The 17,006-nt window shown below is 58.8% G+C and carries 14 protein-coding genes; 1 reads left to right on the top strand and 13 read right to left on the bottom strand.

Features of this window, described 5'->3' with window-relative positions; genetic code table 11:
* Positions 1-3 precede the first annotated feature (3 nt).
* Genes KIG99_RS10790 through KIG99_RS10780 form a run of 3 tightly spaced genes read right to left on the bottom strand, consistent with a single transcriptional unit; the run spans position 4 to position 2,022 of the window.
* Entirely contained in the window at positions 4-930 is a 927-nt protein-coding gene (locus tag KIG99_RS10790; protein ID WP_226460173.1) for a homoserine kinase, read from the bottom strand.
* Positions 931-933: 3 nt separating this feature from the next.
* The gene (locus KIG99_RS10785) at positions 934-1,260 is read right to left on the bottom strand and encodes a DUF2782 domain-containing protein (protein ID WP_226441912.1); all 327 of its coding nucleotides are present in this window, start codon (positions 1,258-1,260) and stop codon (positions 934-936) included.
* 33 nt (positions 1,261-1,293) lie between these two features.
* Complete coding sequence (locus KIG99_RS10780; protein WP_404817879.1) at positions 1,294-2,022, bottom strand: LOG family protein; 729 nt, start codon at positions 2,020-2,022, stop codon at positions 1,294-1,296.
* A 5-nt stretch (positions 2,023-2,027) separates the two neighbouring features.
* Between KIG99_RS10780 and polA the strand changes: the two genes are divergently transcribed.
* Positions 2,028-4,751 carry a DNA polymerase I gene (polA, locus tag KIG99_RS10775; RefSeq protein WP_226460172.1) on the top strand — a complete coding sequence of 908 codons (2,724 nt, stop codon included), beginning with the start codon at positions 2,028-2,030 and terminating at the stop codon, positions 4,749-4,751.
* On the opposite strand, the gene KIG99_RS10770 is transcribed toward polA, so the two are convergent.
* The 10 genes from KIG99_RS10770 to KIG99_RS10725 all read right to left on the bottom strand — a co-directional run bounded on the left by KIG99_RS10770 (position 4,748) and on the right by KIG99_RS10725 (position 17,004).
* Positions 4,748-5,797, bottom strand: a complete 1,050-nt coding sequence (locus tag KIG99_RS10770) for a glycosyltransferase family 9 protein (RefSeq protein ID WP_226460171.1) — start codon at positions 5,795-5,797, stop codon at positions 4,748-4,750. The genes polA and KIG99_RS10770 overlap by 4 nt on opposite strands.
* On the bottom strand, positions 5,794-6,558 hold the full coding sequence (locus KIG99_RS10765; protein ID WP_226460170.1) for an acylneuraminate cytidylyltransferase family protein: 765 nt from the start codon (positions 6,556-6,558) through the stop codon (positions 5,794-5,796). The genes KIG99_RS10770 and KIG99_RS10765 overlap by 4 nt, the downstream gene beginning before the upstream one ends.
* Positions 6,555-7,544 (bottom strand): class I SAM-dependent methyltransferase, encoded by a 990-nt coding sequence (locus KIG99_RS10760; RefSeq protein ID WP_226460169.1) that lies wholly within the window; start codon positions 7,542-7,544, stop codon positions 6,555-6,557. The genes KIG99_RS10765 and KIG99_RS10760 overlap by 4 nt, the downstream gene beginning before the upstream one ends.
* A 7-nt stretch (positions 7,545-7,551) precedes the next feature.
* The gene (locus KIG99_RS10755; RefSeq protein WP_226460168.1) at positions 7,552-8,910 is read right to left on the bottom strand and encodes a hypothetical protein; all 1,359 of its coding nucleotides are present in this window, start codon (positions 8,908-8,910) and stop codon (positions 7,552-7,554) included.
* A 76-nt stretch (positions 8,911-8,986) separates the two neighbouring features.
* Entirely contained in the window at positions 8,987-10,141 is a 1,155-nt protein-coding gene (gene neuC / locus KIG99_RS10750) for a UDP-N-acetylglucosamine 2-epimerase (RefSeq protein ID WP_226460167.1), read from the bottom strand.
* The gene (locus KIG99_RS10745; protein ID WP_226460166.1) at positions 10,138-11,154 is read right to left on the bottom strand and encodes an N-acetylneuraminate synthase family protein; all 1,017 of its coding nucleotides are present in this window, start codon (positions 11,152-11,154) and stop codon (positions 10,138-10,140) included. The genes neuC and KIG99_RS10745 overlap by 4 nt, the downstream gene beginning before the upstream one ends.
* Before the next feature lie 6 nt (positions 11,155-11,160).
* Positions 11,161-13,215 (bottom strand): acyltransferase family protein, encoded by a 2,055-nt coding sequence (locus KIG99_RS10740; protein WP_226460165.1) that lies wholly within the window; start codon positions 13,213-13,215, stop codon positions 11,161-11,163.
* A 51-nt stretch (positions 13,216-13,266) separates the two neighbouring features.
* Complete coding sequence (locus KIG99_RS10735) at positions 13,267-13,917, bottom strand: class I SAM-dependent methyltransferase (RefSeq protein WP_226460164.1); 651 nt, start codon at positions 13,915-13,917, stop codon at positions 13,267-13,269.
* A gap of 28 nt (positions 13,918-13,945) precedes the next feature.
* Complete coding sequence (gene asnB, locus KIG99_RS10730) at positions 13,946-15,826, bottom strand: asparagine synthase (glutamine-hydrolyzing) (protein ID WP_226460163.1); 1,881 nt, start codon at positions 15,824-15,826, stop codon at positions 13,946-13,948.
* A complete protein-coding gene (locus tag KIG99_RS10725) occupies positions 15,826-17,004 on the bottom strand; it encodes a glycosyltransferase family 4 protein (RefSeq protein ID WP_226460162.1) in 1,179 nt (392 codons plus the stop codon). The genes asnB and KIG99_RS10725 overlap by 1 nt, the downstream gene beginning before the upstream one ends.
* Positions 17,005-17,006: the final 2 nt, after the last annotated feature.

Here is a 17,006-nt window from a genome sequence, read left to right as displayed (position 1 = left end):
ATGCTAACGGGGCGAGGCCGCGTCGGCAAGGCGAAAACGCTGCAAAAGGCGGGCAAAATCGTCCGGGTCCTTGATTGTCACCACTTCGCCAGCGCGCGGACGGTGCCTGACCTCGAGCCGGAGCAGCCAGAAGCGCAGTGCCGCGGCTCGCCGCATGGCCGGCCAGGCGGCCGTCTCCGCCGGCGTGAGCGGGCGTTGCGCGACATAGCCGGCGAGCAGCCCGGCCAGTGTTGCGTCAGTGAAACACCAGTCGTTGGCAACCACCGCCAGATCGAACAGCCAGGCGTCGGCACCGGCGAAATAGAAATCGAGCACGCCGGACAGTCGACCGTCCGGCGCCCACAACACGTTGTCGCGGAACAGGTCGGCATGAATGACGCCCTGCGGCAGCGCCGAATAATCCTGCGCCGCCTGGAAGGCGAGTTCGTCGGCGAGCAGCTCGCGCTCGGCCGGCGTGACCTGCGGCAGCAGCCAGGCACCGACCCGCGCCCGCCAGGCGGCACCGCAGGGATTGGGCAAGGGGTCGCTGAAATCGGCGGCAGCCAGATGCAAGCGGGCGAGCATTTCGCCCAGTTTTTCGCAGTCGACCGCTGCGGGCGTTTCCAGCGGCGCGCCCGGCAGGCAGCTGAGCAACGCCGCCGGCTTGCCGGCCAGCGTGCGCCAGCGGCGGCCAGCGTGATCGGCAAGCGGCTGCGGACAGGGAATGCCGCGCACCGCGAGGTGATCCATCAAGGCCAGATAGAAATCGAGGGCAGCAGCGTCAATGTGCTCGAACAAGGTCAGCACATAACGGCCGCTGGCTGTCGTCACGAAATAATTGGAGTTCTGCATGCCGGCAGCGATGCCGACATGCTCAAGCAACTCACCCAGGCCGAGCGGCCGGAGCCAGTCGGCCAGTTCGCTGCGGCCAACTGTGGTGTAGACCGACAAGGCTTACCAGCTGTGGATGACCCACATCGGCGGGCGGACCGGATTGGGTGCGATATCGGCTTCGATGAAATTGCCGTCGCCCTGACGGTCGACCAGGTAGTACGGCTTGCCGACCGACGGGGTGACCTTGATCATGTACAGCTTGCCCTTGATGCGGAACTCCTCGCGCGAGTCCTTTTCGGACTTGACGATGGTGACCTGCGGCTCGAGGGCGGCATCGAAGGCTTCCATGCCGGGTGGCGGCGGCGGAATGGCGGGCAGCGGCTGCGGCTCGGTCTGCGCCCAGACAGGCAGGGCGGCAAGCAACAACAGGGGAAGAAGGCGGCGCATGAAGGTTTCCTCGGTAATCTGGACCTGATTTTATTACAGGTTGAGCATCAGTTCGCGCTCGTTCGGCAGGGGCGTGAACGGACGCGCTTCGTAATGCTTGAAAATGGCCTCGACAACCTGCTCCGGCTGGTCGATCAGCTGGATCAGCTTGATGTCTTCAGGGTCGACCATTTTTTCCTCGACGAGTTTCTCCTTGAACCAGTCGATCATGCCCTTCCAGAAATCGGTGCCGACCAGGATCAGCGGAATCTTGCGCGCCTTGCCGGTCTGGATCAGGGTCAGCGCTTCCATCAGTTCGTCGAGGGTGCCGAAACCGCCGGGCATCACGACATAGGCGCTGGCAAAGCGCACGAACATGTACTTGCGCGCGAAGAAGTGGCGGAAGGTCTGCGAGATGTCCTGGTAGGGATTGTTCTGCTGCTCGTGCGGCAACTGGATGTTGAGGCCGACCGACGGCGACTTGCCGAAGAAGGCGCCCTTGTTGGCGGCCTCCATGATGCCCGGACCGCCGCCCGAGATGACCGAGAAACCGGAGTCGGAGAGCAGGCGGGCGGTCTTTTCGGTCAGTTCGTAGTATGGCGAGCCTTCCTTGACGCGGGCGCTGCCGAAGATGGTCACGGCCGGCTTGATCGCGGCCAGACGTTCGGTCGCCTCGACGAACTCTGACATAATGCCGAAAATCCGCCAGGACTCACGGGCCGATGCCGATTGCAACAGGGCCTCGGATTCCACGCCCATCACCAGTTTTTCACTTTCCGTCACTTCTCATGCCTCTCTTGTTGTTGGTGGACGGTTCGTCCTACCTTTATCGTGCCTTCCACGCCCTGCCCGACCTGCGCAACCAGGCTGGCGAGCCGACCGGCGCCATCTACGGCGTTTTGAACATGCTACGTCGTCTGGAAAGCGACTACAAGGCCGACTACAAGGCCGTCGTCTTCGACGCCAAGGGCAAGACCTTCCGTGACGACTGGTATCCGGAATACAAGGCGCACCGCCCGCCGATGCCGCCCGAGATGGTCAGCCAGATCGAACCGCTGCACGCCGCCATCAAGGCCGCCGGCTGGCCGCTGCTGATGGTCGACGGCGTCGAGGCCGACGACGTGATCGGCACGCTGTCCACGCGCGCTACGGTCGACGGCCTGGAAACGCTGATTTCCACCGGCGACAAGGACCTGACCCAATTGGTCAATCCACTGGTCCGCTGGTACAACACGATGAGCAACGAGCTGCTCGACGAAGCCGGCGTCGAAGCCAAGTTCGGCGTACCGCCGGGCAAGATCGTCGATTACCTGGCGCTGGTCGGCGACACCGTCGACGGCGTGCCCGGCGTTGCCAAGTGCGGTCCGAAGACGGCGCTGAAATGGCTGAACCAGTACGGTTCGCTCGATGAAATCGTCGCGCATGCCGACGAAATCGGCGGCGTGGTCGGCCAGAACCTGCGCGACCACCTCGCCTTCCTGCCGCTCGGCAGGAAGCTGGTCACCGTGGCCTGCGATCTCTCCAACCTGCCGGCGCCCAGCCAGCTGACCGCGACGCCACGCGACGACGACACCCTGCGCACGCTGTACACCCGCTACCAGTTCCGCAGCTGGCTCAGCGAAATCGACGGCGCCCAGGCCGGCGCCGCCCTGCCGGCACGCACCTCGACGCCGGACGAAGCCCCGGCAGTGCCCGCCCCGAGCATCGAAGTGAACTACGAGACGGTATTCACCTGGGCGCAACTCGAGGTCTGGCTGAAAAAGATCGAAAACGCGGCGTTGACCGCCCTGGATACCGAAACGACCAGCCTCGGCTCGTTTGAAGCGCGCATCGTCGGCATCTCGCTGGCGGTGACGCCGGGCGAGGCCTGCTACATCCCGCTCGGCCATACCGCCCCGGGCGCGCTCGACCAGTTGCCGCTGGACGAAGTGCTGGCCAGGCTGAAACCCTGGCTGGAAGCGGTCGACCGCAAGAAAGTGCTGCAAAACGCCAAGTACGACCAGCACGTCTTCGCCAATCACGGCATCGCGCTGGCCGGCATCGCCCACGACACCATGCTGCAGAGCTACGTCATCGAGTCCGACAAGGGCCATGACCTCGGCCAGCTCTGCTCGCGCCACCTTGGGCTCGCCACCATCGCCTACGAAGACCTGTGCGGCAAGGGCGCCAAGCAGATCGGCTTCGACCAGGTCGATATCGAACGCGCCGCCACCTACGCCGCCGAAGATGCCGACGTGACGCTGCGCGTGCACCACGTGCTGCATCCGCAATTCGCCGGCGAACCCGGCCTGCACCGCATCTATCACGACATCGAAATGCCGGCTCGCCAGGTGATCTGGCAGATCGAACGCAATGGCATCCTGATCGACAGCGCCGTGCTGGCACGGCAGAGTCACGAGATGGGCCAGAAGATCATGTCGCTCGAGGCGCAGGCCTACGAACTCGCCGGCCAGCCGTTCAATCTCGCCTCGCCCAAACAGCTCGCCGACATCCTGTTCGAGAAACAGGGCCTGCCGGTCAAGAAGAAAACGCCCTCGGGCGGGCCGTCGACCGATGAGGAAGTGCTTTCCGAACTCGCCCTCGACTACCCGCTGCCTAAGCTGCTGCTCGAACACCGCAGCCTGTCCAAGTTGAAGGGCACCTACACCGACAAGCTGCCGCGCATGGTCAATCTGCAGACCGGCCGCGTCCATACGCACTTCTCGCAGGCCGCCGTGGTCACCGGCCGCCTCGCTTCGAGCGACCCCAACCTGCAGAACATCCCGGTACGCAGCGAGGAAGGCCGCAAGATCCGCACTGCCTTCATCGCCCCGGCCGGCAGCAGCATCGTCTCGGCCGACTATTCGCAGATCGAGCTGCGCATCATGGCGCACCTCTCCGGCGACGAACGCCTGCTCGAGGCTTTTGCCCTCGGCGAAGACGTACACCGGGCGACGGCGGCCGAGATTTTCGGCGTCGCCCTCGGCGAGGTCGGCCCCGACCAGCGCCGCGTCGCCAAGAGCATCAATTTCGGTCTGATCTACGGCATGAGCGCCTTCGGTCTGGCCCGCCAGCTCGACCTGGAACGCAGCGCGGCGCAGACCTACATCGACCGCTATTTCGCGCGTTATCCCGGCGTCGCCCGCTACATGGAAGAAGCGCGCGAAATGGCGCGCCAGACCGGCTACGTCGAAACCGCCTTCGGCCGCCGCCTGTGGTTCCCGGACATCCGCTCGAGCAACGGCAACCGCCGCCAGGGCGCCGAACGCGCCGCAATCAACGCGCCGATGCAGGGCACCGCGGCCGACCTGATCAAGCTGGCAATGATCGCCGTGCAGGACTGGCTGAACGCCAGTGCCCTGCAATCACGCCTCGTGCTGCAGGTACACGACGAACTGGTGCTAGAAGTGCCCGATGCCGAACTGAACGAAGTCCGCACCCAACTGCCCGGCCTGATGTGCCAGGTCGCCGAACTGAAGGTGCCGCTACTCGTCGAAGTCGGCGTTGGGGCAAACTGGGAAGCGGCGCACTAGGGGCGGGGCAGCAAGCGGGCAAAAGCCGCGGCGGCCTCTTCGACGCTGATATCGGAGACATCGCGCGAAGGTTTCTGCAATAGCGCGTAGGGGACCTTCCACGGATGCCAGCGCGCCGCCGACGAGTTCCCGAAAAAACAGACCAGCGGCTTGCCCAGCCCCGCAGCGACATGCATCGCCCCGCCATCGGAAAGCACGGCGGCATCGCACAAGGACAAGCCGGCAATCAAGCCGGAAAGATGCGCGGTCGGGATCGGCGCTACCGGCAAGTCGGCCATCAGTGCGAGCAATCGCTTCGCCTTGCCATCGTCACCAGGATGGAAGGGATTGTTTTCGTCGCCGGGCGACCAGAAGATCAGGAATCTTGCCGCATGCTCGGCATGCAGACGATGCGCCAGCTCGGCAAAACGTTCGACCGGCCAGCGCTGCTTTTCCTTGCGCGCGCTGATGTGCAAGGCAAGCAGCGGGCCGCTACCCTGGCTGATCGAAGGCGGCAAGGCAGCACGCAAATTCGCTGCCTGTTCCACGTCGGCCACGACGGTCAACCCGGGAATTTCACCGGAAATCCCCAGCGGCTGCAAAAGACGGAAAACATCCTCGGTTTCATGCAGGCACTCGCCGCCCTGATGCGATAGGGGAAGGCTGATTCCCAACGGATGGACCGCCTCGGTAACAAAACCGATGACCTGCCGTGGGCGCAACATCCGGGCAAACTTCAGCGAGCGAAAGGCAACGCCGCCGGTTGCCAGAACGACATAGTCGAAACGCATCCGGCGCAATTGCCAGAGCAGCTTTGCGCGACGCAGGTAGGCCCGCCAGATCGGCTCATCAACCGAATGCTTCCCCTTCGTGTAGGAAAACACGGCATCAAGATGCGGATTCCCCTGAATGGCCGGTTCGTTGTAGCTATTGACCAGCGCCGCCAGGTAGGTATTTGGAAAGCGCTGACGCAGCGCGGCAAACAAAGGGGTCGTACAGATCAGGTCGCCGATGTTGTCACGCCGAATGACCAGGATGGCCTTGGGGTCACCCGCCACCGGCCTCATGCAGCCTGTCCGAAAGATTGCATGAGGGCCCGCAAGGCGGTCACAGCGGAATCTTGCTGTTCGTTTTCCCATACCGCCGAGGCCAACAGCAGGTCATACGGTTCATCAATGGTGACCGCCGATGCCCCCTCCACGATCCAGGGCAGAATTTTCCGACCATAGAGCGATCCGGTTTCCCGCAAGGTCGACACGCGCGTAATGTAGAAAGCACCGCAGCGACGATACGCTTTGTCTGCTGCGTGATCCTGGCGTTGCTGCCGCTCGGAGTCACCTTCCGCCAGATAGGGCTGCAGGCAGCCATCCTCGATCCGGCGCAGGCGCTTCGGATGTGAGTCGACGACCGGAGTCACGGCAACGCATGAGTCGTAAGTTGGCTGTTGCTGCAGCGCTTTGATCGCCTGCGCCAGCACTTCCGGATTCCGGAACGGCGTGGTTGGCTGGAGCAGCACCAGATACTCGAAGGATTCTCCGAGTTGATCCATCCGGGCAACACAGTCGAGCAACACATCAAGCATCGGAGCCTGGTCCGAGGCCAGTTCATCACTGCGCATGAACGGAACGCGCGCGCCAAGGCGCATCGCTTCCGCGGCAATCTCTTCGTCATCGGTCGAGGCAATCACGGTATCAATTACCGGACATGCCAAACCGGCGGCAATCGCAAAACCGATCAACGGCACTCCGCCAACGGGTTGTAGATTCTTGCGCGGAATACCTTTGGAACCGCCCCGCGCCGGCACGACAGCGATTACACGCGAACTCATGCCAGCCTCGGATCAATCTGTACGGAGCGAATCAGGTCAAAGGTCCTTGCCGCAACCACGCTCATATCCGGCAATGGCACAACAGGGCCCGGCTGGCACAAATAGCCGACGTGAATCCCGTCCGGGTGGATCAGGGTTTGCCGGATGACAAAACCGCAACTTTCGAGATACGCACTCATCGTCGCGGTGGTCAGATAGTAGGGATGATCAATCTTGATGCTGCCGCGCACGCCGTTGCGGCGCAAATTCATTTCGGCATCGAGAATATCCACGTAGAACCAGCCATCGTCCTTCAGGCTGCTCCGTATCGCGCGCAGACTACCGGCGATGTCCAGCAGGTGATCCACCGTCTGGCAAAGGATAACCATTTCAAAGGTACCGAATTTACCGAGCGCCAGATCTTCGACCAGCCCCTGCTCGACTTCCAGGCCTCTATCCTTCGCCAGCGTCAATTCTGCCGGCGCCGGATCGATCACCATCCCGGCACAACCGAATGCACGCGTCAGAACCTGTGCAACAACGCCGGTGCTGCCGCCGACATCAAGCAGACGCCGGATGCTGTTATCCGGCACATGTCTGCGCAGGAAACCGGCCAGCGTTTCGGCATAGGGAAGTTGCTCGGCCTGAACGGTATGCGCGTCAATCAGCCGATTGTGAAAGGCACTGACCAGCGGGCGATAGTAGTCGGCGTAAAACCGGCCGTATTCGGCATAGGAAAGACGGGGATTGAGGAAAACCAGGCCGCAATCCATGCACATCGCCGCGTTGACCGGCAAGCCATAGCGATCACGATGCGTGATCACGCATTGGCGGGATGAGGCGCACAAATTGCATGTATGCACATGTTCGAACTGCAGTTCATCGAAAGGGAAGCCGACTTCGGCAACTCGTTGTTTGATGGCTTCAAAATCCAGCATTCCTGATCTCCTGTCCCCCCGCATCACCAGACCGGGGCTTGATTGTCTTGCGCAAATACAAACCTCCAAGCGGAATCTATCCGTTCAGACGCTTGCGTAACTTCATGGCCCAATCCAGCCACTTGGGCGAGCGGACCTTCTTGCCGTTAAAGCTGCACTTGTTCTGCCCCTGCATGGTCACCCGTTTGAAGCGGTAACCGAAGGTCAACGTGTAATAGCCGTACATGATCGCACCGAGCTTGTCCTTCGGCAGCAGGGGCTGGCCCAGCAAATCCATGACTTCCTCATGTGTTGCCGGCGAATAGGTCGATCCGAGCTTGTCGTAATTCGAACGCTCAAGAGAGATGCATGGCACGCCGGCATATGCGGCCTCCATGCCCAGGGTCGACGTTGCCACCAGGACCTTGTCCGCACTATCCAGCAGCGCGTAGGTGTCGACTTTTTCGTTCGGTGGAATAACGTGGAAAAACTCGCCGGGATTGAGCTCCGCCAAACGTGGCAACATCATCGCGTATTCTTCGTGGCTGTTCGGATGCATCCTGAGCACAAAAACCCCCTTGAACCCGGATTTCTTCAGGTCAACAAGGATGCGCGACACCATGTCGATCAATGACGTATAGATTCGTCGCTGATAGAAGCCCTTGAGTGCTGCACGCTCGGTTTCGGTCGAACTGAAAAAGACGATACGCTCGCTCCCCTCCGTCCAATAGGGCGGCAAGCACCCGGATTGCTGATGCTTCAGGTAATTGGCCTCACGATAAGCCAGTTTACCGCGCCGCATATTGGCGTAGAAACGTGCTGCGATCTCTTCCTTCTCTGCAGTATTCGGATTTTCTACCCAGTGCTGGCGAATTTCGGCACCGCGATAATCAACATCGTGTGGAACTGTATTTTCAGCCAGCATGTAGGAGTCGATGCTTGAACCGCGTTCGTGCGTGTAAAAGCGAATTTTCTCGCCCTGACATGCACGGAGCAGACCTCGTGCCGTTGCCGCCCGACCGTTGAAGATATAGACCAGATCGGGACGGGCCAGCTTCAGGTAACGGGCTGCCGCAGCATGCAGCAACACACTCGACACCATCGCCCGCGCAATGTAGTCACGGTAAGCATCGAGATGCGGATAGATGGTCCGTGCAATACTCTGCAAGGAGGACGACACCGCTTCGCCACAATCGTAGTCAGCCACCCTGTAGGCCGTCAGTGCCTCCAGATCGGGAAACTCTAACGCCACCCCTGCCGCATCGCGGGCATCAAGCAAAAGTGAGAGTTTTTGCACGTCGACCGGGCGGCTCAGATAGCCAAGTCCGCGCACCCGCTTTCCTTCGCACGCCCGGCAAAACAAACGGTCATTCTCCGGATTCGCATCACAGTGACTGAGGGCACGGTCGCAAGAAACATAGCTGACGCTGTCACCTGCCAGCAGATGCTTTTCCATCAACTCCAGTTGCGTCTCAAAGTGGGGGGAATGGGGGACTACCCCAAAAACAACAATTCGCATCGTTATCGACCACCTAGTACTGGATACGCTTGTTGTAGATCAACGGCAGGGTTGTCAGTTCGGCGGCGATACGCTCTCCCGTCCGGCCATCACCAAATATGCGCGATGCCGGATAACGGCCATGCTTCAGTTGCCGCAGCACGGTTTCCAGGACATCGCTCTTGGCATAACCGGAGAAAGCGATATTTTCACCATGCTCGCGATCCTGCTGGCGATCCCCCACCAAAACAACCGGCACCCCGAGGAAAGAGCCCTCGCGCAGAAAAGAGGAAGAGTTGCCAATCGCGCAATGGGCATTGGCGAGAATCCGGGCGTAATCTTCGGGTGAAAAATTCCTGAAAAAATGGAATCCCTGAGCCTTGCCACTCTCGCGGAAAAGACGGATGCCCTTGGAAACGTCGTCACTCCCGGCATCGGGATTCGGCCACAGCACGATTTTTTGGTAGCCCTCGACCTCGGCCAGTGCGGAGAGGGTCGCCTGGATCTGCTGCAGACCATCACCAAAACTGGTTGTCACCGGATGCTGGACCATCAGAAGGAAAGGTTTCTCCCAATCGATGGATTCACCAACGCCACCATAACGGCTCATCAGCTCGTTGGAAATGCTCATGTCCTCGTGCGTCAGGACATCCATGGCCGGGCACCCGTAGTTGAACACCATCTCGGGCGCCTCACCCATGCGCACGACGCGTTCCCTGGACTGCTCGGTCGCCACGAAATGGAAATCGGCCAGCTTGGTAATTGCGTGCCGCACCCGGTCATCGATGTTCCCGCTGACTTCGCCACCCTGCAGGTGAACCAGGCGGATATTCAGGTAACTTGCCGCAATTGCCGTCGCCATCGTTTCAAAACGATCGGCAACAGTAACCACCATGTCTGGCTTCAGGTTCGAGAATGCCGTCGTCAGCTCGATGATGCCCATCCCGGTCGACTTGGCTTGCGTTTCAAGCGTCTCGCCCTCAACCACATAATGGATCGTATGCGCCGGGACAAAGCCATCCGCCCGAATGACCTTTTCCGCCTTGCCGAAACGCTCAAGCAGCGCAGATGCGCCAACAATGAGTTGCAGTTCAAGCTCGGGGTGAGATGAAATCGCCTTGAGGAGATATTTCACCCGCCCGTAATTGGCGCGACTGGCAACAACAACGCAAATCTTGCGGCGACTCATGATGCTTGATCCTCTTGAATGATGTCCGAAACTTCCAGGAAGTCCCACTTCGTTTTCGCGACACTCAGGGGGCACCCGAGCACGTCCTTGAAGCGCGATGCCGGAATCCCCATCCCGGCCGGCTTCTTTGCCTCGAGATCCTCGAAGCGCAGGCGGTGACCGGCCGGCAAATCTGCATTGACGGCCAGACTTTTCTCGAAAATGGCCTTCAGCGGCAGGAAACGTGAATTGTCGTTCTTGTCTACCGGATTGGAAAGCATCGCATTGATTGCCCTGACGCCTTCGACCATTTGTGCGAGTTGGTCGATGGTCAGCGACGACGACGCATCCGGCCCGAACATTCGCTTGTCAAAAACCGTGTGCACTTCAAGTACCTCGGCACCAAGCGCCGTCGCAGCAAAAGCCGCATAGGGCGAACCCGTATGATCGGACAAGCCGACCGGCAAACGATAACGCTCGCGCAAGACCTGCATCACGTTCAAACCGACCTGTTCCGGCGGCGTCGGGTATGCCGTATTGCACTGCAGCAGGGTGAGAGGTGTTCCATGCGCCAGCACGAGTTCAACCGCCCGATCCAGCTCTTCCAGCGAACTCATGCCGCTCGACAGCAGTACGGGAAGTCCGCTCCGGGCTACACGCTCAAGCAACAGAAAATTGCTGACCTCACCTGACCCGATCTTGAAACGCTCAATGCCGATACTTTCCAGCAGATCGACTGCCGCAATGGAAAAGGGGGAACTAAGGAAAGCGAGACCGACCTCGTCACAATGTGCTTTCAGCTCTTTCCATTGGGCGACGGAGAGTTCCATACGGCGCCAGTAATCCTGCCGCGTCTGATCAACCCGCGAAAACTTGACCCGGAACGGCTCCTGCGGACTGCTCTCGGCATCAGCCAGGTGTGTCTGGAACTTGATCGCACCAGCCCCCGTTCCGGCCACTGCATCGATATAAGAATGCAGAATTCCCAGACTGCCATCATGGGCCTGGCCAATCTCGGCAATTATTTCAGTCATCGATAATTACTTTCTCAAAACTGTTGTTCCCGAACCTCTGCTCTCGTCAAGGACCGGGCTCCATCCCTCTAATGCAACGAGAGAGCCTTGGCGACTCAGATGATCACCATCCACATAAAGCGGGGCATGGTTTTTCATACCAAAACAGCTAGTTGCATCACATAAATTTAATTTCGGATCGAAAACCAGCAAGTTCGGAAATTTCTCCTGAACACGCGTCACAATCCGGTGATACTGCCGCTGCCGCTGACTCACTTCCGCGAAAGGCAACGCACATGGCTCCCGTTTCTTGTGGGTAATACTGAAAGGACGAACCTGGCACTCTTCGATATGAAAACCCAACTCCGGAACGTCTTCAAAGAGCCAGACCTCCTTGTTTCTCGAAAGAAGCAAGGCAACTGTTCGGGTAAGCGTTGACTCGATGGCAGCGGCTGACGGAAGCGTCGGGTTGGATGTATCAGTGAATCTCACGGCAAGTAGTTTTTCAACATTTCCGTAGCCCTTCTCCGATGTATTCAAAGGCCCACGAAATGAAATGATAATCCGCCGAATTTCTCGGTTTTGCGCCAAAAAAGTCAGAATGGATTCGGAAACTGCTGCGCACGAAACTCGCTCTCCAGAACGCTCCCGCAGCCCACCGAGAAGAACTGGGCAACCAGGCTCTCCAAGATGAACCACGCGCTCGTTTCTAGGGCGCAGTATCGACTCAAGCCCAGGCATGAAATGATTGGCGTGACTATCACCTACGATTGCCGTAGTCACAGCCCCGTCTCCAGCAGATTCAAGGCAATAAGCCCCAAGGACGGGATATTTTCCCTTGCATTGAGGATCGTTACGGGGGGATTCTATGGTTTCCTGTGCCAGAAGCATCGGGGTAGCACGTATACCGAATTGAGCATCGGAAAAATAGACAAAAGTGCCGAAGCATCCAATGGAGCACATCCCCCCCCATAAAATCGCTACACGATAGCGCAGCTTCCCAAACCGCAATGGGCGCTCAATCCAGCGATAAGTTGCGTACGCCAGAAAAACAGCTGCAAACACCAAAAGCGCGCGAAAGAAGCCCGGAGGCTTTCCCGACTCGACAATGCGTGCGTACGACAACAAGGGCCAGTGCCATAAATACAGCGGGTAGCTGATCAACCCCAAAAAAACCATGAAGGGGCGAGCAAGAAAATAGCGATTGATCCACGCCTGAGGCCCCGCACCAATCAGGAAAACGGCTCCCAACACCGGCAACAAGGCCCAACCACCAGGATAGGAAATAGAGCGGTTCAGCCCGACACAGGCGCCCAAGATCATCGCCATTCCGGCAAACGAAAATCCGTCACGCAGCACACGGCTTCGCTGCTCCGTAATTTGATTCGGACTCACTAAATCGTCATTACCAACGTTCAAGATCCGAGCAACCTGCAATGCGGCAAGTATCGCCCCAAGAATGAGTTCCCAAAATCGTGTTCCGGGGAAGTAGAAGACACTTGCTGCATCTGAACCGACCCAAAACAGATTTGCTGCAAACGAAACAATTGCCAGTCCCAAAAGAGTCCAGATTAGACTTTTCCGAAATTGCCAAAAAAACGCCAACAAAAGTGGCCAAATTAGATAAAACTGTTCTTCGATACCCAACGACCAAAGGTGCAGCAACGGCTTTGCTTCACCAAGCTTGTCAAAATACCCACTCTCAGTCCAATACACGATGTTGGCAACAAATGCCGCGCCACCAGCGATATGCTTGCCAAGGTTTTTATACTCAAGGGGAAACAGAAGAAAATTTCCCAGCAAGGCAGTGGCCAGCAACACAACGATCAGAGCGGGAAAAATACGCAGGGCGCGCTTTTTATAGAAATCAGCGAACGAAAAGCTGCGATCTGACAAACCCTGAAGAATGATTCGGGAAATCAGATACCCGGAAATAACAAAAAACACGTCAACGCCGACGAAACCGCCAGGCAATAATCGATCGGAAGCATGAAACAAAACGACCGAGAGCACGGCAAGCGCCCTCAATCCATCAATATCTGGCCGATATACGATCGGCGTCTCGTGGCTGACCCTTGGCATCAGAGAATTTTGTGCATATAGACTGGCTATTCGGTGACTTGGCTCAAAAACTCAAGGCTTTCTGGCCGCAACAAAGATGCTCTCTGCAAAGGCTGGCTTCATCGCCCAGCCAAGCCTGATCCTGTCACGAAAACGCTTCAGTGGTTGATTCGAACGATGCATGGTGCAAAATCCCAAGGTTTCGATTACGAAATCAAATCGCTTCAGAAGAGCCTGAACAGTAGCCTTGGAATACCAGCACGTATGTTGATCATGGGTCCACAGAGAATCATCAATACCCTTGCGTAACTGCTTGAGGCGCGTAAATGACCATGCATTGGGGACAGTTACCAAAAAGTAGCCTCCCGGACTCAAGAGTTTGTATGCCCCATCAATAAACATCCCCGGATTCGAAAGGTGTTCGATGATCTCACCGGCAACGATCACATCAAATCCCGAAAGCCCCGTCGCCTCTAGATTCTCCGCATCTCCGCAGATCACGTTGAATCCTTGTTTGACCATTTCAGCAACGGAGTCCCGATCATTGTCCAGCCCGACCAGTTCGCTGGCAATCTTGGCAATCTCGCCATGAAGGAAATTATTCGAACCCCGGCCGGCAAACTCTCCGTGTGCGCAACAACCGATATCAAGCACCTTTTTCCCGCGACACAGTTCGCGAATGCGGCTTTCCCTATCGACCAACAGCTCCATGCTCTGATTCATGCTTCCCCCCATTTTCTCAAGTAATTCATCAAGCGATGGAAGCCAGCCATTCGGCGGCTACCAGCAAAGTCCATAAACGCCGGGCATTTGGCTTTTCCCCCGACAGATGTCCGCGCACAAGTTTTTCTATTGCGGCCGTATCCAGCCATGGATCGAGGCGTCGCTCAGCCAGCAGGCGCTCCTGCATCAAGCCGGCCAGATCACCGGACAACCATTTTGCAATCGGCGTCGAAAAGCCCTGCTTGCGTCGTTGCAGGAAGCCGGGCGGCAGCCAACCGGCAAATGCTTCACGCACGATGCGCTTGCCGGAACGGCCTTTCGATTTCATTGCCGGCGGGAGCGAGGCAGCAAACTCGATCAGCTCGTGATCAAGAAACGGCGAACGACATTCGAGAGACGCCGCCATGCTCGCAATATCCACCTTGAAAAGTACATCTTCCGGCAAATACGTATATGCATCGGTCAGGAAAACCCGATTGACGGGGTCCGCTCCTGCGCTCAGTGCATAACGTTCGGCAAACCAGTCTGCACTGTTCTGCCCGGCCAGGCTGCCGGAAAACTCCGGACGATACAGGCTCGCCTTTTCATCCGCATCGAAAAATGATGCGAGATCAATGTGGCGCTGAAGACGCGAGTGATAAAGCGCGCGATCTTCGCGGGTTGCCGGGAAAGGCCGGCGACGATCCGGACGAATCGTCCCCTCCAGCTTCGCCCCGAGTTGGCGCAGGTTTCGCCAGGCAGGCAAGGCACCCCATTGTTCCAGCCGTATCATGCGCGCCAGTTGCTGGTGGCGCCGGTATCCCCCAAACGCCTCATCGCCACCATCACCGGTCAGGGCAACCGTAACTTGCCCGCGCGCCGCCTTGGATACCAGGTAGGTCGGCAATAGCGAATCGTCGCCGAACGGTTCGCCGCAACGCCGGATCAGCATCGGCAGATCGGACACCACATCTGCCTGAGCCAGCATGTCGCTGTGCAGCGCTCCCAGATGCTCCGCAGCCTGGCGGGCGTAGGGCCGTTCATCAAGGGATTTCTCGTCGAATCCGACGGCAAAGGTATGCACCGGATCGGAGCCGAGACGCGCCATGGCAGCGACGGTCACCGCCGAGTCGACACCACCGGAAAGGAATGCCCCCAAGGGCACGTCGGCCACCATGCGAATGGCGGTTGCCGCGAGCACCTTCTCGCGCAAAGCCTCGCAGGCATCGTCATAGCTCAGCCTGCTGCGTTGGCTGGTGTCGACTTGCCAGTAACGCCAGAGGCGCTTTATGCCCTCTTCATTCACCACCATCGCATGCGCCGGCGGAAGCTTGCGAATCTGTTTGAAGGCAGTCTGCGGCGACGGGATATATTGAAAGGTGAAATACTGGTCGAGCGCAGCCGGATCGATATCCAGCCTTGCGTCAGGAAGAAGTGCCCGCAAACCACCGATTTCCGAGGCGAATCCGAAAACGCCATCCTGCGCGAGATAAACCAGCGGCTTTACGCCAAGCCGGTCACGGGCCAGCGAGAGTTCGCGCTGAACGTTGTCCCAGATGGCAAAGGCGAACATGCCCCGCAAACGGCGCAGACACTCTTCGAATCCGTAATGGATGAACAGCGCCAGTAGAACTTCGGTATCCGAGCGGCGGGAAAAATGAACGCCTGCGGCAGATAACTCTTCCTTCAAGCTGGCGAAATTGTAAATTTCCCCGTTGAAGACAATGGTGTACCGGCCACATGCACTGTGCATCGGCTGATCGCCACCGGCCAGATCGAGAATGGCCAGCCGGGTGTGACCAAGCGCAACACCGGGTGCGGACCAGCTGGTCTGCGCGTCCGGCCCGCGATGACGCAACACGGCCAGCGCCGAAGCCATATTGAATGGCGCGCTGCCGGGTTTGTAGAGTAGCCCCGTTATGCCACACATCAGCGACGTCCTTTCAATTCGGTGAAAAAGCCGGCCAACAGATACGCCCTGGCCTCCCAGCTGTAGTCCTGCGCACTCATCCTTGCCGCCTCGCCCAGAACCTTCAATTGGGCGGGTGACTGCAACAGTCGATTCACGGCGGCCGCCAGTTGTGCTGGATTATCCACCGGGGTCAGGATCCCGTTTTCACCAGAAACAATCACGCTGCGCAACGCAGGCACATCGGCGGCAACCACCGGCTTGCCCATGGCCATATACTCGAAAAGCTTGAGTGGCGAGGTGTAACGGCTACCTATCGCGGTGTTGGTCAGCGGCAGCATGCAGATATCCGCCCCGGCGATGACTTCGAAGCGCCGGGCAGGAGGGACTTCGCCCATGAATACAACCCGACCAGCCACACCGAGCATCTCGGCCTGTGCCTTGAGTTCGGCAATCCGCTGCGCGGGCCCCCCGGCAATGATCAACCAGGCATGCTCAATAGCGGGCAAAGCGTCGAGAAGGCAATCCACTCCCTTCCACGGATGCAGGCTGCCCAGATAGAGCAAACGTGCCGGTCCGCCATCGGTCGACGGTGAAAAAACGGCATTTTCTGCAGCAGATAGATCGACGCCATCCGGCACAACCCGCATCGGGGTATTCACTCCGTACTCCTCGCGAAGATCATCGACCAACCATTGAGTCAGCGCGGCGACGCCCTCGCTGCCGGCATAGATTGCATGCTCGCGGCGCCGCAGGGCGGCAAGCTTGCGCCGCTCCTTCCAGGATGGATGCGGCCGCTCTTCGGCAAAGGTGCGGGCGAAAATTTCATGCGTCTCGAACACCATCGGCGGCCGATTTTTTACGGAGAGGAGCGCTTCGGCCAGTTTCAGATTGCGCACCAGCAGACCATCCACGCCCTTGAGTCCACTTACCAGGTGCCGCGCCTGGCGATAAAAGTGTTTGCCGGAGCGAGCGGGATACCACCAGCGATCCCGCAGATCATCCAGCGGCAGCAAGCGAACACCGGGGTGAAGCGGGCGCCCGAGAATGTCTTCAGCCACCGTTCTGGTGCGCACCGGCGGCGTCACCAGCGTGACGCTGATGCCGGTTTGCGCCATGCCATCGACCGTTTGCAGTATCTGCATGGCCTCGGGGCAGGTATCGGGGACTGCATGCGGATCGATATAGACGATATGCATGC

The organism is Quatrionicoccus australiensis (genome assembly GCF_020510425.1).
Classification (GTDB): domain Bacteria; phylum Pseudomonadota; class Gammaproteobacteria; order Burkholderiales; family Rhodocyclaceae; genus Azonexus; species Azonexus australiensis_A.
Note: the sequence above shows the minus strand (reverse complement) of the source record. Positions and strands in the feature narration are given on the sequence as shown.